The organism is Pseudomonas sp. FJ2-5-13 (assembly GCF_029201605.1).
GTDB lineage: Bacteria > Pseudomonadota > Gammaproteobacteria > Pseudomonadales > Pseudomonadaceae > Aquipseudomonas > Aquipseudomonas lactis.
Window position 1 is genome coordinate 5,032,175 of record NZ_CP104045.1, and the last position, 24,452, is coordinate 5,056,626.

The window sequence follows — 24,452 nt, forward strand, 5'->3', positions numbered from 1 at the left end:
AAGCACCCCAATACCTGTAGGCGCGACTTTGTTCACGAAGCACCTGAGGACGTCGCGTATTTAAGGAAGCGCGCGTTATCGTTGGTGTTTTTCGCGAGCAAGCTCGCTCCTACAGTGGATTGGAGTCAGCTCAGGGCTTTTTCGATCGCCTGGATGATCGAGGGATCGTCAGGGGACGTACGGGGTGAGAAGCGCGCAAGTACGCGGCCATCTTTACCTAACAGGAATTTCTCGAAGTTCCAGGTGATATCCCCGGGGAATTCAGCGCCCTCGCCCGCCAGCAAGCGGTACAACTGGTGCCGGTCGGGGCCGTTGACCTCGATCTTGCTGCCCAGTGGAAAAGTCACGCCGTAGTTCAGGCTACAGAACTCGCTGATTTCTTCCTCGCTGCCCGGTTCCTGACCGGCAAACTGGTTGCAGGGCAGGCCAAGCACGGTAAACCCTTGGTCCTTGTACTGCTCGTAGAGGTTCTCCAACGCCGCGTATTGCGGGGTCAAACCACATTTGGACGCCACATTGACCACCAGCACGACTTGGCCCTTGAAAGGCGCCAGCGGTAGCGCTCGTCCGTCCAAGGCTTTGAGTTTCAGATCGTGGAAAGCACTCATGACGAACTCCAGATATCCCATGTTCTTTGCATTGCAGCCCTTCGGAGCTTACAACCGGCAAAGCTGCAATCATAGACGCCAGTGACGAAACTCGCCTGCAGGTTACTGAGCGGTCGGCCAGGGCAAAATCGGAATCGCCGTCACCGCATTCTGCGGGCTGCCTTCGATCAGACGGTCGCTGTAGACCAGATACACCAGGGTGTTGCGCTTCTTGTCGAGGAAACGCACGACCTGCATGGTCTTGAACACCAGGGAGGTGCGCTCCTTGAACACTTCGTCGCCGTCCTTGAGCTCACCCTTGAAGTGGATCGGGCCCACCTGGCGGCAGGCGATCGAGGCTTCGGCACGGTCTTCGGCCAGGCCCAGGCCGCCCTTTACGCCGCCGGTCTTGGCGCGGGACAGGTAGCACGTCACGCCATCGACCTTGGGGTCGTCAAACGCTTCGACCACAATCCGGTCATTGGGGCCGACGAACTTGAACACCGTCGACACCTGGCCGACCTCTTCGGCCGAGGCCAGCAGCGGCATGGCCAACAGCAGGCCGAGCAATCCCTTCATCACGCGCATCGTGTATTTCCTATGGTTAGACCAGGATCAGGTTGTCGCGGTGAACCAGTTCCGGTTCTGCCATATAACCCAAGAGTCCGACAATGGCGTCGGAGGGTTGTCCAATAATCTTCTGTGCTTCCAGGGCGCTGTAGTTGGCCAGGCCGCGCGCAATCTCGCGACCGTCTGGGGCGACGCACACAACCATTTCGCCACGACGGAAGCTGCCCTGCACCAACTTCACACCCACCGGCAGCAGGCTCTTGTTGCCCTGGGACAACGCCGCTACTGCGCCCGCGTCCAGCACCAGGGTGCCACGGGTTTGCAGATGACCGGCCAGCCATTGCTTGCGCGCCGCCAGCATGCCGCGCTCCGGCGACAGCAGCGTACCGATGCGCTCACCGGCCTTGAGGCGATCGAGCACGCGCTCCAGGCGCCCGCCGACGATGATGGTGTGGGCCCCCGAACGCGCGGCCAGGCGCGCAGCGCGCAGCTTGGTCTGCATGCCACCGCGACCCAGGGCACCGCCGACACTGCCGGCGACCGCATCCAGCGCCGGGTCATCGGCGCGGGCTTCATAGATAAGCTGGGCATCGGGGTTGTTGCGCGGGTCGGCGTCGAACATGCCATCGCGGTCGGTGAGGATCACCAGCAGGTCGGCCTCTACCAGATTGGCCACCAGGGCGGCCAGGGTGTCGTTGTCACCGAAGCGGATTTCGTCGGTGACCACGGTGTCGTTCTCGTTGATGACCGGGATGACCTTGAGCTCCACCAGCGCGCGCAAGGTGCTGCGGGCGTTGAGGTAGCGCTTGCGGTCGGACAGGTCGTCATGGGTCAGCAGCACCTGCGCCGTGTGGCGGCCCTGCTCGGCAAAGCTGGATTCCCAGGCTTGCACCAGGCCCATCTGGCCGATGGCGGCGGCGGCTTGCAGTTCGTGCATCGCGCTGGGTCGCGCGGTCCAGCCGAGGCGGCTCATCCCGGCGGCAACCGCTCCGGACGACACCAGCACCAACTCAACGCCTGCTTCATGCAAGGCCACCATCTGCTCGACCCAGACGCTCATGGCTGCGCGATCCAGACCTTTGCCATCCGCCGTCAACAGCGCACTGCCGATTTTCACGACCCAGCGCTGCGCACCTGTCACTTTGCTCCGCATCATCTTCAACCTTAGAGTGAGGGCCGCGCGACCCAGCGCTGCCCATAACGTTATACCCGGATACCAAAACGCCGCTCCAGGGAGCGGCGTTCAAGTTTATCGCAACGGATCAGTCACGCACGTAAATGATTTCCGGACCGTCTTCATCATCCACGTCTTCTTCGTCCCAATCATCGTCACCGATGTCGTGGACCGACTTCACGCCGCTGCGGCGCAGGGCACGCTGGTCGTCCAGAGCCTGCAACTGGGCACGGGCTTCGTCTTCGATCTGCTGGTCGAGCTCGGCGAGTTCGGCCTTGTACACCGGGTCGGCCGCCAGGCGGTCGGCACGGTCTTCCAGGTAACGCATGATGTCGCGGGTCAGGCGCTCGGTGCCTTCTTTGGCAATGGCCGAGATGACGTAGACCGGACCTTCCCACTCCAGGCGATCAACGATCTCCTTGACGCGCTCTTCGTGCTCTTCTTCCAGGATCTGGTCGCACTTGTTCAGTACCAACCAGCGATCGCGCTCGGCCAGGGCCGGGCTGAACTTGGTCAGCTCGCTGACGATGACTTCGGCGGCATCGGCGGCACTGGTGTCATCCAGCGGTGCCATGTCGACGAGGTGCAGCAGCAAACGGGTGCGGGACAAGTGCTTGAGGAAGCGGATACCCAGGCCTGCGCCGTCGGAAGCGCCTTCGATCAAGCCAGGAATGTCGGCAACCACGAAGCTTTTCCAGCGGTCTACGCTGACCACGCCCAGGTTTGGCACCAGGGTCGTGAACGGGTAGTCGGCGACTTTCGGCTTGGCGGCCGATACCGAGCGAATGAAGGTACTTTTACCCGCGTTCGGCAGGCCCAGCAGGCCCACGTCCGCCAGTACTTTCATTTCCAGCTTGAGGTCACGCTGCTCGCCTGGCTTGCCCGGCGTGGTCTGGCGCGGTGCGCGGTTGGTACTGGACTTGAATCGGGTGTTACCCAGACCGTGCCAGCCGCCCTGCACAACCATCAGTTTCTGGCCGGCCTTGGTCAGGTCGCCAATCACTTCCTGGGTCGCGGAGTCGATGATCGTGGTGCCGACCGGTACGCGCAGTACCAGGTCTTCACCTTTTTTACCGGTGCAGTCGGTGCTGCCGCCGTTGGAGCCACGCTCGGCATCGAAGTGCCGGGTGTAACGGTAGTCGACCAGGGTGTTGAGGTTCTCGTCGGCCATCATGTAGATGGAACCGCCGTCACCGCCGTCACCGCCGTTCGGGCCACCGTTTTCGATGAATTTTTCGCGACGGAAACTCATGCAACCGTTACCGCCGTCGCCTGCTTTTACTCGGATAGAAACTTCATCAACGAACTTCATAACAAAACGCCTCTCGCCGCATGGACGAGCTTAAGAAACCAAGACATAAGACTCTTGCAAAAATGAGCGCAGCGACCTCAATCAGCGACCGCAAACCAGCGCCTGAGCTCATCACAGACAGCTTTGCAAGAGACTCACTCCACAAACGAAAAAGCCCCGTCGCAAGACAGGGCTTTTCCAGCGATCTCGCAATTAAGCTGCGACAACGCTCACGTAACGGCGGTTGAACGCGCCCTTTACTTCGAACTTGATCACGCCTTCGATTTTAGCGAAGAGGGTGTGATCTTTACCCATGCCAACACCGTAACCGGCGTGGAATTGGGTGCCGCGCTGACGCACGATGATGTTGCCCGGAATGATTTTCTGGCCGCCATACATCTTCACGCCAAGGCGTTTGGCTTCTGAGTCGCGACCGTTACGGGTACTACCACCAGCTTTTTTGTGTGCCATGAGTCAATTCTCCTAGTGAGGAATTAGGCTGAAATTAAGCCTGAATACCGGTGATTTTGATCTCGGTGTACCACTGGCGGTGGCCCATACGCTTCATGTGGTGCTTACGACGACGGAACTTGATGATGCGGACTTTATCGTGACGACCTTGGGAGATCACTTCAGCCACAACGGTAGCGCCAGCAACAACTGGAGCGCCGATGTTCACGTCATCGCCATTGGCGACCAACAGAACGCGATCAAAAGTAACGGATTCGCCAGTAGCGACTTCCAGTTTCTCGATCTTCAGGTATTCACCTGGGGCGACTTTGTATTGCTTGCCACCAGTAACAATTACTGCGTACGACATGGTATTTCTCCGATAATCCTGCTCACCCAGCGCTTTATAAGAAGAGGTATTGGCTGGCATGGCTGCATGGGATGGACGTCCCGAATGCAATTGCGTAAGGCAGGTGCTGCCCAGGAAGTTCAGGGTGCGCGATTGTACGCAAGGTAAAGAGGTGTTGCAAGGGGCCGTCTATCGCGCCTTGACACTGCGGGGTGAGGGTCCTAGCATGCCGCGCAACCCTTCTGGAGCGACTGTCGCTGATGCAACCCCAAGCTTTCTACCGCGCGGTCGCGGACGATTTTAGCGCCGTCGACGGCATCATCAAGCAGCAGCTGACGTCTAAAGTGCCGCTGGTCTCCAAAATTGGCGACTACATTACGTCGGCGGGCGGCAAACGCCTGCGTCCTTTATTAGTGTTGCTGTGTGGCAAGGCCCTGGGCCGTCAAGGCGACGACCTGCGCCTGCTGGCCGCCACCATCGAATTTCTGCACACCGCCACCCTGCTGCATGACGACGTGGTCGACATGTCCGGCATGCGCCGTGGTCGCGAGACCGCAAACGCGATGTGGGGCAATGCGCCCAGCGTGTTGGTGGGCGACTTCCTGTATTCGCGTTCGTTCGAAATGATGGTCGAGCTGGGCTCGATGCCCGTGATGAAGATTCTTTCACAGGCCACACGCATCATCGCCGAAGGCGAAGTGTTGCAGTTGTCCAAAGTCCGCGACGCCAGCACCACCGAAGAAACCTATATGGAAGTGATTCGCGGCAAAACCGCGATGCTCTTCGAAGCCTCTACCCACAGTGCCGCCGCGCTGTGTGGCGCCACCGCCGAACAGGCCGAGGCGCTGCGCACGTTCGGTGATCACCTGGGCGTGGCGTTCCAACTGGTGGATGACCTGCTCGATTACAAGGGCGACGCCGAAACCCTGGGCAAGAACGTCGGTGACGACCTGGCCGAGGGCAAGCCGACCTTGCCGCTGATCTACACCATGCGCGAAGGCACGCCGGAACAGGCTGCCCTGGTGCGCAAGGCGATCCAGAAAGGCGGCATCGAAGACCTGGAGGCCATCCGCGCCGCCGTCGAGGCCTCCGGTTCCCTGGAGTACACCGCCCAATTGGCGCGTGACTACGTGGCGCGGGCAATCACATGCCTGGAAGCGCTGCCGGCCAGCGAATACCGGGATGCCCTGGTTGAACTGAGTGAGTTTGCGGTCGCCCGTACTCACTGATTCCGCGCAGTGGTGAGTGGGCTTGTGTGGGAGCGGGCTTGCTCGCGAAGGCGCAGGGTCAGTAAATACAATTATTGACTGACCCTGCGCCTTCGCGAGCAAGCCCGCTCCCACATTTTGAATTCATTGCCAATTCAAGATCCCGTCCCGGCTACAAAACCCTATATAATGTGCGACTTTTAGCCATCCCTGACTTTCTAGGAGCTTTAGTGAGCACGTTGCCTCCCTGCCCCAAATGCAATTCCGAATACACCTACGAAGACGGCGCCCAGCTGATCTGCCCGGAATGCGCCCATGAATGGTCCGCCACTGGCGAGGCCGAAGTGGTTGGCGATGAAACCGTGAAGAAAGACTCTGTGGGCAACGTCCTGCAGGACGGCGACACCATCACCGTGATCAAGGACCTCAAGGTCAAGGGCACTTCCCTGGTGGTCAAAGTCGGCACCAAGGTCAAGAACATCCGCCTGTGCGACGGCGACCACGACATCGATTGCAAGATCGACGGTATCGGCCCGATGAAGCTCAAGTCCGAGTTCGTGCGCAAAGTCTGATCCTGCTGCATTCCATCCCGCGCCCGCCGCGGGGTGGCGTTTTGCCCTCTGCGTTGATCGAACGCAATACCCACACAGAAAAAACCAGAAACTGCCAATAGACACTTGCTATTCTACGAATAAGAATTATTCTCATTGAAACCCATCAAGGAGAACGACCATGACTTATTTGATAGATGCCTGGCTGGATCGCCCTCACCCTTACCTGCGAATCCTGCATCGGGAAACCGGTGAAGTCTGTGCGGTGCTTGAAGAAGAAGCGCTGAACGAGCTGCAGGACCAGGGCGATCTGGACGTCAATGGCCTGAGTTCCAGTGAGCCTGGGGTGCTGAAAGAAGTGGTGAGGAATCTGTTTCTGTTCTGCTATGCGCGAGCGTTGCGCCCGGCGACCGACTTGAATGGCAAGTTCCATCCATGAAGAAACTGGCAAATGCCTGTTGGGGCGAACGCGTTCGCCCCAACAGGTAACCAGCGGGTCTTACAGAACGTCGAGCAGCTCGACGTCGAATACCAGAACGCTGTGCGGCGGGATGCTGCCAACGCCTTGAGCGCCGTAAGCCAGTTCGCTCGGCACGTACAGGCGCCATTTGCTGCCGGCATTCATCAGTTGCAGGGCTTCGGTCCAGCCGGCGATCACGCCGCCAACCGGGAATTCTGCAGGCTGGCCGCGCTCGTAGGAGCTGTCGAACACAGTGCCGTCGATCAGGGTGCCGTGGTAGTGAGTACGCACTTGGTCTTCACGGGTCGGCTTGGCGCCGGTACCGGCCGTCAGCACTTCAAATTGCAGGCCGGAAGCCAGGGTGGTGATGCCATCACGCTTGGCGTTTTCCGCCAGGAAGGCCAGGCCAGCGCCTGCGGCTGCTTCAGCCTTGGCAGCGGCTTCGGCTTGCATGATTTCGCGGATCACTTTGAAGCTGGCCGCCATTTGCTCTTGGTCAACACGGCTTGGCTTGCCTGCGAACGCGTCGGTCAGGCCGGCCAGGATCGCGTCCAGGCTGACGCCCGGTGGCGGGTTGTCGCGCAGTTGGTCGCCCAACTGACGGCCGATACCGTAGCTGACGCGGGTTTCGTCGGTGGACAGATTAACTTCGGACATGAAGAGGCTCCGCTGTAGGACGCCACGGTTTCCCGCGCCGCCCAGAACTAAAAGGGCCCGCAGACTAGCACACATGAGCGGGCCGTGATCAGCCCCACCCCGGCTTTGCCGTAGCGCGCCAGCGACCCTTCGTCGACGACCAATAAAAGTATTTCAGAATCATCCTTTCCCGCCGATACAGCCCTACACATCTTGGCTGGCTCAAACAAAAACACACCGTCCAGCAGACAGACATCACTCTTCAAGGGGCTTTCGATGAACAGCTGGTTCGGTAACATCAGTGTCAATCTCAAACTCGGCCTGGGCTTCGGCCTGGTGTTGGTCCTCACTTCAGTCCTGGCGCTCACGGGCTGGACCAGCCTGGGCGGCTTGATCGACCGTAGCAATTGGATGAGCGACATCACTCAGCTCAACGCCTCGTTGACCAAACTGCGTATCGTGCGCTTGCAATACATGCTGGCCAATGGCGACGAGGCCGTGGCGCAGAACGTGCAGACCAGCCTCGATGCCTTCGCCGCCCAACAACAGAAGCTGCTGGACAGCTTCAAGAGCCCGGAAAACCTCAAGCTGCTCAATGAGCAGAAAGACGTGATTACCGCTTACCGCCAGTCCCTGAACAAAATGCGCGAGGCCTATCGCAATGGCAACGCTGCGCGCGATGTCATGGGCGCCAAGGCCGACATCGCCAACGCACAAATCAATGCGCTGGAAACCAGCGTGCAGCAGTCACCCGACAGCCCGGAACGCTTCACGCAGTTTGTGGCCGTGACCCAGGCCAAGAACGAATTCCTGCAGGCTCGCTACGAAGTGCGCGGCTATACCAATAGCCCCAACGCAGAAACCGAAGCGCGCGCTGCTACACAGCTGGAGAAAGCTGTGGCGGGTTTGAAAGGCCTCAGCGTTGCCTTCGGTACTGGGCAGCAAAGCGCATTGTCCTCGCTGGAAACCGCCCTCGTTGCTTATCGCAGTGCGGTGCAGAGCTACAAAGCGGCCAACGCCAATATCGTCACCGCCCGTGCCGAAATGACCACCCAGGGCGCCGATATCGTGACGATCAGCGACAAGCTGTACGACATCCAACTGGAACGTCGCGACGCTGAAAGCACCCAGGCCCGCAGCCTGCAGTTGATCAGCACCTTACTGGCCCTGTTGGTCGGCGTGATTGCCGCGTGGGTGATCACGCGCCAGATCACCCGTCCGATCCAGGAGACGCTAGCCGTGGTGGAACGCATCGCTTCGGGCGACCTGAGCCACAATATCCAAGTGACCCGTCGTGATGAACTGGGCGTGTTGCAGCAAGGCATCCAGCGCATGGGCACCACCTTGCGCGAGCTGATCAGCGGCATCCGCGACGGCGTCACTCAGATCGCCAGCGCCGCCGAAGAGTTGTCAGCCGTGACCGAGCAAACCAGCGCCGGCGTGAACAGCCAGAAGATCGAGACCGATCAGGTCGCCACCGCGATGCATGAAATGACTGCCACTGTGCAGGAAGTTGCGCGTAATGCCGAGCAAGCTTCCCAAGCCGCTTCCGACGCTGACGGCCAGGCCCGCGAAGGCGATAAAGTGGTGGCCGAAGCCATCGCCCAGATCGAACGCCTGGCGGCCGAAGTAGCGCGCTCCACCGACGCCATGACGCACCTGCAACAAGAGAGCAACAAGATCGGCAGCGTGATGGACGTGATCAAGGCCGTGGCCGAACAGACCAACCTGCTGGCCCTCAACGCCGCCATTGAAGCTGCGCGTGCAGGGGAAGCCGGCCGTGGCTTTGCCGTGGTCGCCGACGAAGTACGCGGCCTGGCGCAGCGTACACAGAAATCCACCGAGGAAATCGAAGGCCTGGTGGCAGGCTTGCAGAACGGCACCCAACAAGTCGCCAGCGTGATGAACAACAGCCGCAGCCTGACCGACAGCAGCGTCGAACTGACGCGCAAGGCCGGGGTATCCTTGGAAAACATCACCCGCACCGTGTCGAATATCCAGTCGATGAACCAGCAGATTGCCGCGGCCGCCGAACAGCAAAGCGCCGTGGCGGAAGAGATCAGCCGCAGTATCGTGAATGTGCGGGACGTGTCCGAGCAGACCGCTACGGCCAGTGATGAGACGGCCAAGTCGAGTGTGGAACTGGCACGGTTGGGCAGCCAGTTGCAGCAGATGGTCAGTCATTTCCGGGTTTAAAAAACCAAAAAAGCCGCCTCAATTTAAGCCGAGGCGGCTCCACTTCTCAGACCTTACAGGTCATCAAAGCTGTCCCGCAGGAATGTCCTCACCCAGTATCGCCCGATAGATTCATTGCAAGCTTTTGCAGTCAAATCAGGCAAGAGAAAGATGCCTAAAGTATCCATGCCGGCCATCGTTCCGTGTTGCGTGAAGACGTGACCGGCGGTAGTATCCACGTGCGGGTCAATGCGTCCTTTGAGATAGCAAACCCCAGCCACTCACTGGGTTTGCAATAAAAAACCGCCCTACTAAGGCGGTTTTTTATTGCCCGCAATTTGCCACTCAGCCCTCGCTGTCCTCAACAAACACCAACCGATTCCCAAACGGGTCTCTGATGCTCATCTCCCGCGTTCCCCAGGGCGTATCTTCAACCCCAGGCTTGGCATACCGGTACTCCTTACCCAGCAACTGCTGTTGATACGCGTCGACGCCTTGAGCCTGGATCCGCATGGCCGCCCCTGGCGAAGCATCGCCATGATGCTCGGACAAATGCAGCACACACTCCCCCAGCGACACTTGCAGGTACAACGGAAAATTCGCCTCGAAGCGATGCTGCCAATCAACCTTGAACCCCAGGAAATCGACGTAGAACTCCAACGCCTTGGCCTCGTCGAAAATCCGCAGGATGGGGGTGACTTTTCCTAAGTGCATGGCAACAGCTCCATCTAAAAAGAACCCCAACTATAGAGACGAAAACCCGCCACGCAAATCCCCGTTGCGCGCCAGGAACCGGCCTGCTCTCTCACCGTTGGCCTGCCCCTCGCGATAGCTCAATACGCCATTGACCCACACCCCCTCAATCCCTTCAGCGGCGCGCTGGGGTGCCTTGAAATCGGCCACATCTCGCACCCGCTGCGGGTCGAATAACACCAGGTCGGCCCAGTGCCCTTCACGGATCTCACCACGCTCGGCCAGCCCAAAGCGCGCCGCCGACAAGCCAGTCATCTTGTGCACCGCGGTGTGCAACGGGAACAAGCCGACATCCCGGCTGAAATGCCCCAGCACCCGTGGGAAGGCGCCCCACAAGCGCGGGTGAGGAAACGGGTCTTCGGGCAACCCATCCGACCCCACCATCGACAACGGGTGCGCAAGAATGCGTCGTACATCTGCCTCATCCATGCCGTAGTACACCGCGCCCGCAGGTTGCAAACGGCGGGCGGCATCCATCAGTGAAACGCCCCACTCGGCGGCGATGTCCTGCAAATCGCGCCCGCCCATGTCCGGGTGCGGTGTGGACCAGGTGATAGTGATGCGAAACGCGTCGGTCACTTGCTTGAGGTCCAGGGTCGATGAGCTGGCGGCATAGGGGTAGCAATCGCAGCCCACCGGATGATCTTTGGCCGCCGCTTCCAAGGCCGCCAACAGCTGTGGGCTGCGCCCCCAATTACCGGCGCCGGCGCATTTAAGGTGGGAAATGATCACCGGCACCCTCGCCTCGCGGCCGATCAAGAACGCCTCATCCATCGCCTCCAGCACCGGTTCGAACTCGCTGCGCAGATGGGTGGTGTACACCGCGCCGTAGGCCGTCAGCTCTTGGGTCAGTTGCAGCACCTCATCGGTCTCGGCGCTGAACGCGCTGGCGTAGGCCAGGCCTGTGGATAAACCCAGGGCACCGGCCTCCAGGCTTTCCTGCAACTGCACGCGCATGGCCGCGATTTCATAGGGTGTGGCAGTGCGGTGCAGGTCGTCCATATGGTTGCTGCGCAGCGCCGTGTGGCCGATCAACGCGGCGACGTTCACCGCCGGGCCGGCCCGTTGCACCGCGGCGCAGTAGTCGGCAAACCGTGGATAAGAGAACGCCTCGCGGGTGCCCAGCAAGTTCATCGGGTCTGGCGGGTCGCTGCGCAAACTGACCGGCGAGGCGCTGATGCCACAGTTGCCGACAATCACCGTGGTCACGCCCTGGCTGAGCTTGGGCAGCATCTGAGGCTGGCGGATCACCACCGTGTCATCGTGGGTGTGCACGTCGATAAAGCCCGGCGCCAACACTCGGCCATGGGCGTCGATGACCTGCTCGGCCTGGGCTGTGGACAAGTCACCAATCGTGCGGATGCGCCCTGCGTGCACACCCACATCGGCGATATACCCGGGGGTGTTACTGCCATCGATGATCAGCGCCTGGCGAATCAGCGTGTCGTACTTCATATCAGTCTCCAAGCGGCAGGCTGCCAGGGCCGCCGCGGTAATCGTCCAGGGCGAGTTTGATCCGGCGCAGGCGTTCCTGGTTGTCGTCCGGCAGGGCCAGCGCCAGTTCAGTGGCGAGCAGGTCGATAGCCAGCAGCATGCCGTAGCGCGCCGCAGTGGGCTTGTAGATAAAACTGGTTTCTGCCGATTGCAGCGGCAGCACGACATCCGCCAATTGCGCCAGGGGCGAATCGGCAAGGGTGATGGCAATGATCCGCGCGTCGTAGTTGCGCGCCAGCGTCACCACTTCCAATAACTCGGGGGTCAGGCCCGTGAGCGAGCAGACAATGACGGCATGTTCGGGCCCCAGGGTCGCGGCCGTGACACGCATCATCACCGGGTCATGGCTGGCGGCAATCGGATAACCCAGCCGCACCAGGCGCACCTGCAACTCATCGCTGCACAGGCTCGACGGCCCGCCCATGCCGAACGCATGGATCATCCGCGCCTTGCCCAACAGCTTGACCGCATCGCCGAAACTGCGCTGGTTGAAACCCGACAGATGTAGACGCAACGTCGCCTCGATATCCCCCAGGATCTGGCGATGAAACGCTGACTGTTCTGGCTTGCCCGCCGGGTCGAGGAAGCGGCTGCCCACACCACTGGCCTGGGCCAATTGCAGGCGCAAATCGCGCAAGTCACGGCAGCCCACGCTGCGGGCAAAGCGTGACAAGGTGGCGGTACTCACCTCGGCCCGTTGCGACAGTTCCTCCAGGCTGGCAGAGGCGGCAAAGCCCACATCCTCGAGCATCAGCTTGGCGATACGCCCTTCGCCGGCACTGAAAGCGTCCTGGCGGGCGCGGATCTGATAGAGGATGTCCATGGGGGCTCCGGGTTACAGGCTCATAAAACAAGGGACAGGCCGTAGGTCAGGCCGAAGGCGACCAGCGAAATCAGGGTCTCCAGTACGGTCCAGGTCTTGAAGGTCTGGATAACCGTCATATTGAAGTATTCCTTGATCAGCCAGAAGCCACCGTCGTTCACGTGGGAAAAGATCACCGAGCCCGCACCGGTCGCCAGCACCAACAATTCAGGGTGTGGATAACCCAGGCCCAAGGCGACCGGCGCGACCACCCCGGACGCGGTGGTCATGGCCACCGTGGCCGAGCCGGTGGCGACGCGCATCAACGCGGCGAACAGCCAGCCCATCACCAGCGGCGACAACTGGAACGCATGGGCCAGGCCGAGGATTTCATGGGTGACCCCGGCATCCACCAGGATGCGGTTCAACCCGCCGCCCGCGCCCACTAGCAAGGTGATGCTGGCGGTCGGCGCCAGGCATTCGTTGGTGAACTTGAGAATCGACTCGCGGTTAAAGCCCTGGGCCAGGCCCAAGGTCCAGAAACTCACCAGGGTCGCCACCAACAGGGCGATCACCGAGTTGCCGATAAACAACAGGAACTGGTTGAAACCGCTGCCCGGCGTGGAAATCACGTTGGCCCAGCCGCCGATCATCATCAACACCACCGGCAACAGGATAGTGCCCATGGTCAGTGCAAAACTGGGCAGGCGCGTACGCGGTTCACGCTCAATAAACTGGCGCTCCAGCGGGTTTTCCGCTGGCAAATGAATGTGCGGCACGATGAACTTGGCGTAGACGGGCCCGGCAATGATCGCCGTGGGGATGCCAATCAGGATCGCATACAGCACCGTCTGCCCGACCGAGGCGTTATAGGCCAGCACCGCCATCATTGCCGCCGGGTGCGGCGGCACCAACGCATGCACCACCGACAGGCCGGCAACCATCGGCAGCCCGACCATCAGGATCGACACGCCCACACGCCTCGCCACGGTAAAGGCAATCGGTACCAGCAACACAAAGCCGACTTCGAAAAACAGCGGCAGCCCCACCAAAAACGCAATACACACCATCGCCCAGTGAGCATTGCGTTCACCGAAGCGGTTGATCAGCGTGCGCGCGACCTGCTCGGCGCCACCGGATTCGGCCATCATCTTGCCGAGCATGGTGCCCAGCGCCACCACCAAGGCGATATGCCCCAGGGTCTTGCCGACACCCGCCTCGTACGAACCCATGATGGTGTCCGCCGGCATCCCGGCCATCAGCGCCAGGCCGATGGACACCAGGGTAATCACGATAAAGGGGTTGAGTCGGTAGCGTGCAATCAGCACGATCAATGCAATGATGGCGATGGCAGCGTATGCCAACAGCCCGAAGCCCGGTAATGCGGCCATGCGGTACTCCTCGGAAAGGGTCACGTCGAATTGGTTGTGAAACTCATAAATCATTCCCGAGGAGCATTTTCAATTTTTATGAAAGTAATTTTCGCCCACGGATAAGCGCTGTCGCTGGGGGACATGCCCGACGGTGGCGGATGAAAATTCGGGGGGTGTTCTTACATGAAGATCAGAGAAGGCGGAAACTCAAACGCCGCCCTTGAGTCATAGACTGCGCATCCACTGCCCAGGAAACCGCTCATGATTCGCACCACAATTGCCGCCAGCGTCCTGCTCTTGTGCGGCAGCGCGTATGCCGCCGACAACCCTGCCTTGAAAACATGCATGGACAGCGCCAATACCACCGCAGACATGGTCAATTGCAATACCAAGCAAACCAAGGTGCAGGACGACCGCCTGAACCGCGCCTACAAGACCGCTCTCGCCGCCCAGGAAGGCGCGCGCAAACAACAACTGCAAGACGTGCAGCGCCTGTGGATCAAATACCGCGACGCCAATTGCGCCTTCGCCGGCAGTGCCACTGGCGGCACGATTGATCAAGTCAATGGCACAGGCTGCGTGCTGGACATGACCCAGACCCGCGCCCAAGAGCTGGAAGAGCTGGAAGACCTGGTCGGCCCGTAATAACGACCTCGCCCCCTCGGAATAACGACCTCGCGCCTACTCGTGATGAACCTTGGCGCGCTTGAGCAGTTTTTTGCAGCGCTCGGATAAATGCAGCACCCGCAGGTGCTTGCCGGCCTTGGTGTAGCGCTCGCGCAGGGTCATCAACGCGGCAATCGCCGAATAGTCGACAAAGCTCAGGTGACGGCAATCCAGCGTGACCTGGGCCGGGTCGTTGGCTGGGTCGAACTGGTTCAAAAACGGCGTGGTCGAGGCAAAGAACAACGTGCCGTGCAGCCGATAGAGCTTGCTGCCATCGGCCTCCAGGTGTTCATCGGCGTACAGTTCCCTCGCCTGCTGCCAGGCGAAGTTCAGCGCGGCGATGACGATACCGCACAGCACGGCGGTGGCAAGGTCGGTGAACACGGTGATGATCGTCACCGCCATGATCACCAGCACATCGTTGAGCGGCACCTTGTTGATCACCCGCAGCGACGCCCAGGCGAAGGTCTGTTGCGACACCACGAACATCACACCCACCAACGCCGCCAGCGGAATCCGCTCGATCAGTGGCGACAGAAACAGAATGAACAACAGAATCATCACCCCGGCAAACACCCCGGAGAAACGCCCACGCCCGCCGGAGCTGAGGTTGATCACGGTTTGCCCGATCATCGCGCAACCGCCCATGCCGCCGAACAGGCCCGAGACCATATTCGCCGCGCCCAGGGCCACGCTTTCGCGGTCGGGATAACCACGGGTCTCGGTGATTTCGTCGGTGAGGTTGAGGGTCAGCAGGGTTTCCAACAGGCCGACCATCGCCATCAAAAACGCGTACGGCGCGATGATGCCGAGGGTTTCCAGGGTCCAGGGGATCTGCGGCAGCGCGAAGGTCGGCAAGCCACCGGCGATGTGCGCCATATCCCCCAATGTACGGGTCGGCAAACCGAGCAGGTACACCGCCACGCCAACACTCAGAATCGCCACCAGCGCGGGCGGTACGGCACGGGTCAGGCGCGGCAACAGGTACACAATGGCCATGGTTGCCGCCACCAGCCCAGCCATTACGTACAACGGCGTGCCGCTGAGCCAGGTTTCACCGCTCTTGAAATCCTCCAGTTGCGCCAGCGCAATGATGATCGCCAGGCCGTTGACGAAGCCGAGCATCACCGAATGCGGCACCATGCGCACCAGCTTGCCCAGGCGCAGCAGGCCGAAGGCGACCATGATCAAGCCGCCGAGCAACACCGTCGCCAGCAAATACTCCACGCCGTGTTGCACCACCAACGCGACGATCACCACTGCCATCGAACCGGCCGCACCGGACACCATGCCGGGACGGCCGCCGAACAATGCGGTGAGGGTGCAAATGATGAACGCGCCGTAGAGGCCCATCAGCGGGTTGAGATGGGCCACCAGCGCAAAGGCGATGCATTCGGGCAGCAAGGCGAAAGACGTGGTGAGGCCGGCCAGGGCGTCGGCGCGCAGACGGGTGAGGTTCATCGAGTACCAGGGAGTTGCGGGGGATAAGGCGGGGAATGGTACGGAATTGCGGCGGGTGGGGCTAGTGAAGTGTCTGGTCCGATATACCGAGTCGCGCCTTTCGCGAGCAAGCCCGCTCCCACATTTGGATCTGTGAATAGATTCAAATGTGGGAGCGGGCTTGCTCGCGAAGGCAGCACCGCGGTGCTAAGCGAACATCACACCATCTCGTCGCGAATCCACTCCACCACCGACGTGCGCTGAGGCGCCCATCCCAACAATTCACGGGCGTGCTTGCCACGCACTCGGCTATTGGAGCCCAACCCGTAGTTGGCCATTTCATAGCCCCACTCGGCCTCAGCTTCGGCCAATGGCCAATCCTGTGGTTTGCCCAGGTTTAGGGCTTGGGCAATCGCCGTGGTCATGTCGATGAACGCCGCTTCGCTGCTTTCCACAAAGTAGAAAGTGCCCGGTACGTTCTTGGTCAACGCCAGCAGATACAAGGCCACCACGTCTTCAATATGCACGTTGGACCAAATGTTCTGGCCGGGGCCAACATGGCGCACCACCCCGCTTTTGCGTGCCTGCTTGAGCAAGCGCGGCAATTGCACGCTGTCACGCTTCACGCCCAGGCTGTGGCCGTAGATCAGGGTGTTGCAGATCACCGCCGAATTCACGCCGTCGTTGGCAGCCGCCAGGATCAGGTTGTCGATGGCAACCCGGGCGGCCTTGTCGACGGTCGGCTCAGGCAGGTTGTCTTCGAAGTAGATGACATCGCTGGCCTTGCCGCCCGACGCATCCCCTACGATGCTCGAACCGCTGGTATGCAGGAACGGCTTGTTCGAACCTTTCAAAGCGGCCAGCAAGGTTTGCACGGCGCCGCGATGGTCGCTGCTGGCGGCGTTGATCACCGCATCAGCCTTCTGCGCCTGCTCGGTCAATACCGTTGCGTCGTCGAGGGTGCCAATCACGGGCGTGATGCCCAGGGCGGTCATTTCGGCAGCTTGCTCGGCGCTGCGCACCAGGCCAGTGACATGATGGCCGGCGTTGACCAGGCCGGTAGCGATGGAACCGCCGATAAACCCTGCGGCGCCGGTAACGAATACATTCATGGAGGTTGCTCCTGACTGGGTAAGTAATGCGCCCAGTATCCAACCCACACCGCTGCCTGAATAAGCCCGTGCGGCCCAATTCACTCTTGCGCTCAGATCACGAATCAGCGCGCATACCGCGCCAGCTTGGCCTGAATAAAGTCCAGGAAGCACTGGATGCGCAACGCCAATTGCGAGTTGCGGTAGAACACCGCGTGGATCGGCTGGCGATAGCCACTGTTGAACGACTCCAGCAACGGCACCAGGCGCCCGGCTTCAAGGTCGTGCACCGTCATGAAGTTCGACAGGCAAGCAATGCCCTGCCCTTCCAGCGCCAACTGCCGCAAGGTTTCACCACTGGACGCGCTGACGCCGGGCTGGATCAGCCAGCGGTCACCGTCGCCATGGCGCAGCGGCCAGTGGTTGAGGGTTTCGGTGTGGGTGAAGCCTAGCAAGGTGTGATCAGCCAACTCGGCAACGGTCGTCGGCGTGCCGTGCTGCTTGAGGTAACCGGGGCTGGCCAGGACATGCAGCGGCGTGCTGCCCAGGAAGCGCGCATGCAGGGTCGAGTCGGCCAGGGCGCCAATGCGTATGGCGATGTCGGTGCTTTGCTCCAGCAGGTCGATGATCAAGTCATCGCTGTTGAGCTCCAGCTGGATATCCGGATAGAGACTGCGAAACTCGGCGATGTACGGCACGATCCCATGCAGCATGAACGGCACGGCGGCGTTGATACGCAGGCGCCCGGCCGGTTTTTTCTGGCGCGAGGACAGGCGCTCTTCCAGCTCGTCCATCTGCGCCAGGATCACTTTGGCCTGTTCGAAGAAGTACTTGCCCTCTTCGGTCAGGTCCATGCGCCGCGTGGTGCGGTTGATCAAGGTGGTGTCGAGCTTGGCTTCCAGGCGCGACAAGGTGCGGCTGACCGCCGATGGCGTTTGCCCGACTTTTTCGGCGGCGGCGGAAATCGAGCCGCACTCGATCACGCTGACAAAAATCTGTAGCTCATCAGATCGGGCTTTCACGGGCAGTCCTTCATTAAACAGCTGACAAATGCCCGGTCATTATTAACCAGCCAGCAACAAATGGCCTCCCAACAACGCCATGCCGGTGAAAAATCCACGTTTAAACCACAAGGCACTGATGCGCCGACGCACCACCTGGCCCAGCCACATCCCCAGCAAGGCCGGCAACAGCGCCAACACCGACGCACCGACTTCAGCACCGCCCAACGCACCACGCCAAGCCAGCCCGGCGGCCAGCGCCAGTGTCGACACGGTGAATGACAGCCCCAGTGCCTGCACCAACTGATCACGGCTCAAGCCCAGCGCCTGCAGATACGGCACCGCAGGGATCACGAAGACACCGGTGGCCGAGGTGATGATGCCGGTGAGCAGCCCGCACAAGGGCCCCAGCCAACGCTCAGTGCGGGGTTCGACCCTGAAGGTCGGCAGGAATAACCCGCTCAAGGCATACACCAGTAACGCCGCGCCCAAGGCACGCACCACCCAAGGCCCACTGCCCATGCCCAGCCACAAAGTGCCCAGCCCGGTGCCGAGGGAAATCAGCAACAGCATCGGCCACAGGCGTTTGAGCAAGGCACCCAAGTGGCCGCCACAGGTGAGTTGCCAGAGGTTGGTCACTGTCGAAGGAATGATCAGCAATGCCGCAGCCTGCGCGGGCAACATAGCCAGGCCAAGCATGCCCATGGCCACGGTGGGCAGGCCCAGGCCGATGACGCCCTTGACCGTACCGGCCAGTAGGAAAGTGGTGATGACCAACGCTGTCAGGGCGGGGCCGAGGTTTTGGTAGAACGCGAGGAAGGTATTCATGCACCAATTGTGCAGGGCTGGAGAGTGGCTGAAAATTCGCCATATACTGAGCCAGCCTCTTGTTTTGTGTGAGGCTGATGACGCTATCGCAGGCAAGCCAGCTCCCACATTTGGAATTGTGAATACATTCAAGTGTGGGAGCTGGCTTGCCTGCGATGAGGCCCTTCCAGTCACTGGGAAACTTCATGCACTTTGACCTCATCGACCTGCGCCTCTACCTGCACATCCTGGACACCGGCAATATCACCGCCGGCGCGGCCCGCAGCCACCTGTCCCTGGCTGCCGCCAGTGCACGCATCCGAGCCATGGAGTCTTCACTGGGCATCGCGTTTCTCGAGCGCGGCCGCCGTGGCGTGACCCCGACACCCGCGGGCAAAGCCCTGGCCCGACACGCTCGCCTGCTGTTGCAACAGGCCGACCATCTGCAACAGGACTTGGCCGAATACGCCAATGGCGTCAAAGGCCAGGTACGCTTGCTATGCAACACCACCGCCCTCAGCGAATACCTGCCGGAACTGCTCGCACAGTTTCTGCGCAAACACCCCAACCTCGATATCGACCTGCAAGAGTTGCCCAGCCTGCGCATTACCCACGCCTTGCGCCAGGGCACCGCCGACCTGGGGATTATTTCCGATGCGGTAGACACCCACGGCTTGCAGACCCTGGCGTTTCGCGACGACCCGTTGGTGCTGATCATGCCCCTGGACCACCCGTTGACCAGCGCGAGTTTTATCGACAGCTTGCAATACGACTACGTCAGCCTGGCAGCCAACAGCGCGCTGGCGGTGTACCTGGAGGAACAGGCATTGCACGCAGGCTTTCGCCTGCATACACGTATCCGCGCCGATAGCTTTGACGGGGTGATTCGCATGGTCGCCGGCGGTGCCGGCCTGGGCATCGTGCCTCAGGCCGCCTTGGACCGTTGGCCACCTGCGCGCCGCTTCAAGGCCCACCCCCTGCAAGAGGAGTGGGCCTGCCGCAAACTGCTGTTATGCGCACGCTCGTTCGAGCAATTGCCCGGTTACGCCAGCACCTTACTCGCTGCGCTCAAGGCACCCTGTAGGAGCGAGCTTGCTCGCGAAGATCGTCAACGATAACGCGAGCTATCAGGTTTAACGCGGCGCTCTCGGGCTTTTCGCGAGCAAGCTCGCTCCTACAGATGATGCGCGCTTGTGGAAGAAGGTGTAGTAAACCGCCGACAAGATCACCAGGAACGGCACGCCAAACACCAGCGTCATCTTGAACGCTTCGGTGAAATAGGTGGTGATCATCACTGCCCCCATCAGCACCAGCCCCAGCAGCGTGCTGTAGGGAAAAAACCGCAACTGGAACGACAACTTCGCCCCGCCATGACGCTTGCGATAGCGGCGGAAAAACAGGTGCGTGAGGAAGATCATGAACCAGGTGAAGATCGCGCCAAACATCGAGATCGCCATCATCAGGGTGAACGAGCTTTCCGGGTACACCACGTTGAGCAAGGTCGCCAGGGCAATGCCTGAACTGGACAGCAGCAGCGCATTCAGCGGGATGCCATTCTTGCTCAACGCGCCCATGGACTTGGGCGCAAAACCGGCGCGCGACAGGCTGAACATCATGCGCGTGGTGATGTAGAGCTGGCTGTTCATGGCCGACAGCGCCGCGATCAGGATCACGAAATTCATCACCCCGGTGGCGCCGGGAATGCCGATGGTCTGCATCACCGTAACAAACGGGCTCTGGGCCTGGCCGGCCTGGTTCCAGGGCACGATGGCGAGCATCAGCGCCAGGGTCAGCAGGTAGAACACCACCAACCGCACGATGGTAGCGCGAAAGGCTTTCTTCACTGCCTGCTCCGGGTCGGCGGCTTCACCGGCGGCCACGGCGATCATCTCGACGCTGAGGTAGCTGAAGATCGACACGATCACCGCGATCCACATGCCACTCAAGCCATGGGGAAAAAAGCCGTCGTGGGCCGTGTAGTTCTGCACGCCGTAGTCAGGGTTTCCGGAGCCGAACACCACATACACTGCCAGGATGATGAAACCGACAATGGCGCTGATCTTGATCGTCGAGAACCAGTATTCGAAGTTGCCGAAGGTCTTCACGCTGATCGCATTGAGCACAATCAGCACACTGGAGAACGACACGATCCACACCCACTCCGGCACGTTGGCGAACCAGTACTTCATGTACATCGCCACCGCCGTGACCTCGGCGCCCACCGCCAGCACAATCGCCGCCCAGTAGGCATACCGCACCAGGAACCCGGCCAACGGGCTGATGTAGAACTCGGCATAGGCGCCGAAGGAGCCGGAGGTGGAATGGGCCACCGTCATCTCCGCCAGGCAGCCCATCAGCAGCAAGGTAATCAACGCGCCGATAGCGTAGCTCACCAGCACGCTCGGCCCGGCATAACCGATGGCGTAGGCGCTGCCCATGAACAGCCCGGTGCCGATGGCGCCACCGATGGCGATCATGCTCATCTGGCCGGAAGTGAGCTGGCGCCTCAGGCCCAGTTCACGGTGGGTAATCTCTGCAAAGCCGTTGTCTGGCGTGCTCACTGGTGTGCCCCTTTATTATTGTGATGGTGGCTGACGCTGAACCTGTGGGAGCTGGCTTGCCTGCGATAACGGTAGTGAATGCACCGACGCTATCGCAGGCAAGCCAGCTCCCACATTTGTTCTGTGTTGCCCTTAAGTAACGCTGTTGCGGACTTTGAATTGCGGCTGGTCCCAGGTGGCGTTGTCGAGAATTTCACCGAGAATTTCCACGGCGTCCCACACCTCGGTAAAGCTGGTGTACAGCGGCGTGAAACCAAAACGCATGATCCGCGGTTCACGGTAATCGCCGATCACGCCTCGGGCGATCAAGGCCTGGATCACCGCGTAACCTTCGGGGTGTTCAAAGCTGACGTGGCTGCCGCGCCGGGCGTGTTCACGCGGGGTGATCAGTTCCAGGCCGTGGGCGGCGCAGCGGCTTTCGACCAATGCGATAAACAGGTCGGTCAGTGCCAGGGATTTGCTGCGCAGGCTGGCCATGTCGGTCTGGGCAAAAATCTCCAGGCCACATTCCACCATGGCCAGCGAGGTAATCGGCTGCGTACCGCACAGGTAGCGAGCGATGCCGGCGCTGGGGGCGTAGGTAGACTCCATGGCGAACTGCCGGGTATGCCCGAACCATCCGGACAACGGCTGGCGCACCACATCGACCAACGCCGGGTTGACCCACACAAACGCCTGGGAGCCCGGGCCGCCGTTGAGGTATTTGTAGGTGCAGCCAATTGCATAATCCGCATTGGCCTGGTGCAGGTCGACAGGCACCGCGCCCGCCGAATGCGCCAGGTCCCAGATGCTCAGCGCGCCGCACTCGTGGCTCAGTGCGGTCAGCGCCGCCATGTCGTACATGTAGCCGGTCTTGTAGTTGACGTGGGTGAGCATCACCACCGCCACGTCTGCATCGATGGCCTGGGGCAGTTCGGCCGGGCTGTTCACCAGGCGCAGGGAATAGCCTTGTTGCAGCAGTTCGGCCAAGCCTTCGGCGATATACAAATCGGTGGGAAAGTTGCTCGCTTCGCTGACGATGACCTTACGCGCCGGCGTACGCTGGCGCTGCACACTCAAGGCGGCGCTGAGCACTTTGAACAGGTTGATCGAGGTGGTATCGGTGATCACCACCTCGCCGTCACGCGCACCGATCAACGGCGCCAGGCGATTGCCCAGGCGCTGGGACAAATCCGCCCAGCCGGCGCTGTTCCAGCTACGAATCAAGCCATTGCCCCACTCCTCGGCGATCACCTGTTGTGCCCGCTCCAGCGCCGCCACCGGGCGCGCGCCGAGGGAGTTGCCGTCGAGGTAGATCACCCCCTCGGGTAAGGCGAATTGGGCGCGCAGGGAGGCCAACGGGTCCTGGGCGTCGAGGGCTTGGCAATGGCTTCGAGTGGTCATGGGTCGTCCTGGTTTTTATAAGTGAGGATGGACCAAATAATGAACGAACTTTTAGAGAATTTTCGTGCAAAGTGGTGGGTAAACGGCTATTTAAGCTGTAGGAAATTCGAATTTAACCTCCAAATACGCGGATATCTTCCAAGCATGATTCTCGACGCCACCGACCTGCGCCTCCTGCATTTCCTGCAACAGGATGGCCGCATCAGCAACCAGGAACTGGCGGAAAAAGTCGCACTGTCGCCGTCGGCGTGCCTGCGCCGTTTGCGCCTGTTGGAGAGCGAAGGAATCATCAGCGGTTACCGCGCGGTATTGAATGCCGAGCAGTTGGGGATCGAGTTGGAAGCCATCGTGCACCTGTCGTTGCGCCAGGATGTGGAGGACTGGCATGAGACGTTCATCAAGAAGGTGCAAGGCTGGCCGGAGGTGGCGAGCGCCTATGTGATCACTGGCGCCAGCAACTATGTGCTGCGGGTGCAGGCGCGCAACCTCAAGCACTTTTCGGACTTTATCGTGAACCACCTGAACCGCACGGCGGGGGTGATGGATATCCGTTCGGAGATCGTGCTGCAGAAGATCAAGGACCGGGATGAGGTGTTGGACCTGGTCGTGCGCAAATAACACAAACACCCTAAAACCAATGTGGGAGCTGGCTTGCCTGCTCCCACAGTTGACCGAGTTGATCAGTCTTCCAGAGCACGCACTCGTTGCATGCGCTGCTGCTCTATTGGCGCATCCGCCACCTGCAACTCAAAGTCAAAATCAATCTGCGCAAACCGCCCCTGCACGCCAAACTCCCGCGCCAGTTGCCGGTCGTCGCTGAAGCGAATCTCGGCAATCAGCTCATCCCGGGTGGCATAGGCAAAGTCATCATGCAGGTACGGGTCATCCGACAGGTTGATCTGCGTGGTCAGGTGCCGGTGCCCCGGCGCCGAGATGAAGAAGTGGATATGCGCCGGCCGCTGCCCGTGGCGCCCCAGCTGGTCGAGCAACTGTTGCGTCGGCCCGGTCGGTGGGCAGCCGTAGCCCGAAGGCACGATACTGCGAAAACGGTAGTTGCCCTGGGCGTCGGTCTCGATGCGCCGGCGCAGGTTGAACTCAGACTGATTCGGGTCGAACCACGAATAGGTCCCGCCCGTGTTGGCCTGCCACACATCCACAATTGCCCCTGCCAACGGCTTGCCCTCGGTATCGCGTACTTGCCCGCGCATGAACAACGGCACCGCGTCGTCCTTGCCATCATCCAGCCGTGCCTCGTACTTGGACAGCGGCGCACCGGCCACGTACAACGGGCCTTCAATGGTGCGCGGCGTGCCACCCGACTTGCCGGCCTGCTCGTCGGCGGCGTCCATCAACAGGTCCAGGTAATGCTCCAGGCCCAAGCCGGCCGCGAGCAGGCCGGCCTCTTGGTTTTTGCCCAGTTCATTGAGGTAGTTGACCGCCTTCCAGAACTCTTCCGGGGTCACTTCCAGGTCTTCGATGATGTTCACGGTGTCGCGCAGGAGCCGGTAGATCAGCGCCTTGGTGCGTGGGTTGCCCGCGTCATTGAGGTTACCGCTGGCTTCTTCGAGAAACTGTTGGGCGTGGGCAGTCTGGGACAGGCGGATGGACATGGTGCATTCCTCATCTTGTA

General features: G+C 60.7%; 25 protein-coding genes. 7 read left to right on the forward strand and 18 right to left on the reverse strand.

Annotated elements, in window-relative coordinates; genetic code table 11:
• Positions 1 to 125: 125 nt before the first annotated feature.
• The 6 genes from N2A98_RS22225 to rplU form a co-directional block, all read right to left on the reverse strand.
• Positions 126 to 608: a glutathione peroxidase gene (locus N2A98_RS22225; protein WP_044274351.1), complete on the reverse strand. Its 483-nt coding sequence runs from the start codon at positions 606 to 608 to the stop codon at positions 126 to 128.
• A gap of 102 nt (positions 609 to 710) precedes the next feature.
• Positions 711 to 1,175 (reverse strand): CreA family protein, encoded by a 465-nt coding sequence (locus N2A98_RS22230; RefSeq protein ID WP_003194082.1) that lies wholly within the window; start codon positions 1,173 to 1,175, stop codon positions 711 to 713.
• Between the two features lie 16 nt (positions 1,176 to 1,191).
• Positions 1,192 to 2,310 carry a glutamate 5-kinase gene (gene proB, locus N2A98_RS22235; protein ID WP_275623632.1) on the reverse strand — a complete coding sequence of 373 codons (1,119 nt, stop codon included), beginning with the start codon at positions 2,308 to 2,310 and terminating at the stop codon, positions 1,192 to 1,194.
• 109 nt (positions 2,311 to 2,419) lie between these two features.
• Positions 2,420 to 3,643 carry an Obg family GTPase CgtA gene (gene cgtA / locus N2A98_RS22240; protein WP_003194084.1) on the reverse strand — a complete coding sequence of 408 codons (1,224 nt, stop codon included), beginning with the start codon at positions 3,641 to 3,643 and terminating at the stop codon, positions 2,420 to 2,422.
• 192 nt (positions 3,644 to 3,835) lie between these two features.
• The gene (rpmA, locus tag N2A98_RS22245; protein ID WP_003176049.1) at positions 3,836 to 4,093 is read right to left on the reverse strand and encodes a 50S ribosomal protein L27; all 258 of its coding nucleotides are present in this window, start codon (positions 4,091 to 4,093) and stop codon (positions 3,836 to 3,838) included.
• A 34-nt stretch (positions 4,094 to 4,127) separates the two neighbouring features.
• Positions 4,128 to 4,442, reverse strand: coding sequence for a 50S ribosomal protein L21 (rplU, locus tag N2A98_RS22250; RefSeq protein ID WP_007950961.1), 315 nt, complete (start codon positions 4,440 to 4,442; stop codon positions 4,128 to 4,130).
• Positions 4,443 to 4,681: 239 nt separating this feature from the next.
• On the opposite strand from rplU, the gene N2A98_RS22255 reads away from it, so the two are divergent.
• The 3 genes from N2A98_RS22255 to N2A98_RS22265 all read left to right on the forward strand — a co-directional run bounded on the left by N2A98_RS22255 (position 4,682) and on the right by N2A98_RS22265 (position 6,619).
• Positions 4,682 to 5,650 (forward strand): polyprenyl synthetase family protein, encoded by a 969-nt coding sequence (locus N2A98_RS22255; RefSeq protein WP_003194086.1) that lies wholly within the window; start codon positions 4,682 to 4,684, stop codon positions 5,648 to 5,650.
• Between the two features lie 209 nt (positions 5,651 to 5,859).
• Positions 5,860 to 6,201 carry a zinc ribbon domain-containing protein YjdM gene (locus N2A98_RS22260; RefSeq protein ID WP_003194087.1) on the forward strand — a complete coding sequence of 114 codons (342 nt, stop codon included), beginning with the start codon at positions 5,860 to 5,862 and terminating at the stop codon, positions 6,199 to 6,201.
• Positions 6,202 to 6,361: 160 nt separating this feature from the next.
• Positions 6,362 to 6,619 carry a hypothetical protein gene (locus tag N2A98_RS22265; protein WP_005791321.1) on the forward strand — a complete coding sequence of 86 codons (258 nt, stop codon included), beginning with the start codon at positions 6,362 to 6,364 and terminating at the stop codon, positions 6,617 to 6,619.
• A gap of 60 nt (positions 6,620 to 6,679) precedes the next feature.
• On the opposite strand, the gene N2A98_RS22270 is transcribed toward N2A98_RS22265, so the two are convergent.
• Positions 6,680 to 7,297 (reverse strand): FKBP-type peptidyl-prolyl cis-trans isomerase, encoded by a 618-nt coding sequence (locus tag N2A98_RS22270; RefSeq protein ID WP_003194089.1) that lies wholly within the window; start codon positions 7,295 to 7,297, stop codon positions 6,680 to 6,682.
• Between the two features lie 255 nt (positions 7,298 to 7,552).
• Between N2A98_RS22270 and N2A98_RS22275 the strand changes: the two genes are divergently transcribed.
• A complete protein-coding gene (locus tag N2A98_RS22275) occupies positions 7,553 to 9,472 on the forward strand; it encodes a methyl-accepting chemotaxis protein (protein ID WP_044274361.1) in 1,920 nt (639 codons plus the stop codon).
• A 324-nt stretch (positions 9,473 to 9,796) separates the two neighbouring features.
• On the opposite strand, the gene N2A98_RS22280 is transcribed toward N2A98_RS22275, so the two are convergent.
• Genes N2A98_RS22280 through N2A98_RS22295 form a run of 4 tightly spaced genes read right to left on the reverse strand, consistent with a single transcriptional unit; the run spans position 9,797 to position 13,945 of the window.
• Positions 9,797 to 10,165 (reverse strand): glyoxalase superfamily protein, encoded by a 369-nt coding sequence (locus N2A98_RS22280; RefSeq protein ID WP_275622653.1) that lies wholly within the window; start codon positions 10,163 to 10,165, stop codon positions 9,797 to 9,799.
• A gap of 30 nt (positions 10,166 to 10,195) precedes the next feature.
• The gene (locus N2A98_RS22285; RefSeq protein WP_125970688.1) at positions 10,196 to 11,659 is read right to left on the reverse strand and encodes a D-aminoacylase; all 1,464 of its coding nucleotides are present in this window, start codon (positions 11,657 to 11,659) and stop codon (positions 10,196 to 10,198) included.
• Position 11,660: 1 nt separating this feature from the next.
• Complete coding sequence (locus N2A98_RS22290) at positions 11,661 to 12,521, reverse strand: MurR/RpiR family transcriptional regulator (RefSeq protein ID WP_044274366.1); 861 nt, start codon at positions 12,519 to 12,521, stop codon at positions 11,661 to 11,663.
• A 20-nt stretch (positions 12,522 to 12,541) separates the two neighbouring features.
• On the reverse strand, positions 12,542 to 13,945 hold the full coding sequence (locus N2A98_RS22295) for a gluconate:H+ symporter (RefSeq protein ID WP_032895331.1): 1,404 nt from the start codon (positions 13,943 to 13,945) through the stop codon (positions 12,542 to 12,544).
• A 189-nt stretch (positions 13,946 to 14,134) separates the two neighbouring features.
• On the opposite strand from N2A98_RS22295, the gene N2A98_RS22300 reads away from it, so the two are divergent.
• Positions 14,135 to 14,518 carry a lysozyme inhibitor LprI family protein gene (locus tag N2A98_RS22300; RefSeq protein WP_275622654.1) on the forward strand — a complete coding sequence of 128 codons (384 nt, stop codon included), beginning with the start codon at positions 14,135 to 14,137 and terminating at the stop codon, positions 14,516 to 14,518.
• Between the two features lie 36 nt (positions 14,519 to 14,554).
• On the opposite strand, the gene N2A98_RS22305 is transcribed toward N2A98_RS22300, so the two are convergent.
• The 4 genes from N2A98_RS22305 to N2A98_RS22320 all read right to left on the reverse strand — a co-directional run bounded on the left by N2A98_RS22305 (position 14,555) and on the right by N2A98_RS22320 (position 18,899).
• Positions 14,555 to 16,000: a SulP family inorganic anion transporter gene (locus N2A98_RS22305; RefSeq protein WP_275622655.1), complete on the reverse strand. Its 1,446-nt coding sequence runs from the start codon at positions 15,998 to 16,000 to the stop codon at positions 14,555 to 14,557.
• A gap of 197 nt (positions 16,001 to 16,197) precedes the next feature.
• Positions 16,198 to 17,091 carry an NAD-dependent epimerase/dehydratase family protein gene (locus tag N2A98_RS22310; protein WP_069557794.1) on the reverse strand — a complete coding sequence of 298 codons (894 nt, stop codon included), beginning with the start codon at positions 17,089 to 17,091 and terminating at the stop codon, positions 16,198 to 16,200.
• Between the two features lie 104 nt (positions 17,092 to 17,195).
• A complete protein-coding gene (locus N2A98_RS22315; protein WP_044274372.1) occupies positions 17,196 to 18,092 on the reverse strand; it encodes a LysR family transcriptional regulator in 897 nt (298 codons plus the stop codon).
• A 42-nt stretch (positions 18,093 to 18,134) separates the two neighbouring features.
• The gene (locus tag N2A98_RS22320) at positions 18,135 to 18,899 is read right to left on the reverse strand and encodes a sulfite exporter TauE/SafE family protein (protein ID WP_275622656.1); all 765 of its coding nucleotides are present in this window, start codon (positions 18,897 to 18,899) and stop codon (positions 18,135 to 18,137) included.
• A 185-nt stretch (positions 18,900 to 19,084) separates the two neighbouring features.
• On the opposite strand from N2A98_RS22320, the gene N2A98_RS22325 reads away from it, so the two are divergent.
• Positions 19,085 to 19,996, forward strand: a complete 912-nt coding sequence (locus tag N2A98_RS22325) for a LysR substrate-binding domain-containing protein (protein WP_044274374.1) — start codon at positions 19,085 to 19,087, stop codon at positions 19,994 to 19,996.
• A gap of 15 nt (positions 19,997 to 20,011) precedes the next feature.
• Here N2A98_RS22325 and N2A98_RS22330 read toward each other — a convergent pair whose 3' ends face one another.
• Together N2A98_RS22330 and kynU are read right to left on the reverse strand one after the other, a co-directional pair.
• Positions 20,012 to 21,439 carry an amino acid permease gene (locus N2A98_RS22330; RefSeq protein WP_275622657.1) on the reverse strand — a complete coding sequence of 476 codons (1,428 nt, stop codon included), beginning with the start codon at positions 21,437 to 21,439 and terminating at the stop codon, positions 20,012 to 20,014.
• Positions 21,440 to 21,571: 132 nt separating this feature from the next.
• Complete coding sequence (gene kynU, locus N2A98_RS22335) at positions 21,572 to 22,822, reverse strand: kynureninase (RefSeq protein WP_044274378.1); 1,251 nt, start codon at positions 22,820 to 22,822, stop codon at positions 21,572 to 21,574.
• A gap of 144 nt (positions 22,823 to 22,966) precedes the next feature.
• On the opposite strand from kynU, the gene N2A98_RS22340 reads away from it, so the two are divergent.
• The gene (locus tag N2A98_RS22340; RefSeq protein ID WP_003176072.1) at positions 22,967 to 23,440 is read left to right on the forward strand and encodes an Lrp/AsnC family transcriptional regulator; all 474 of its coding nucleotides are present in this window, start codon (positions 22,967 to 22,969) and stop codon (positions 23,438 to 23,440) included.
• A gap of 62 nt (positions 23,441 to 23,502) precedes the next feature.
• Here N2A98_RS22340 and catA read toward each other — a convergent pair whose 3' ends face one another.
• Positions 23,503 to 24,432 carry a catechol 1,2-dioxygenase gene (gene catA / locus N2A98_RS22345; protein WP_275622658.1) on the reverse strand — a complete coding sequence of 310 codons (930 nt, stop codon included), beginning with the start codon at positions 24,430 to 24,432 and terminating at the stop codon, positions 23,503 to 23,505.
• Positions 24,433 to 24,452: the final 20 nt, after the last annotated feature.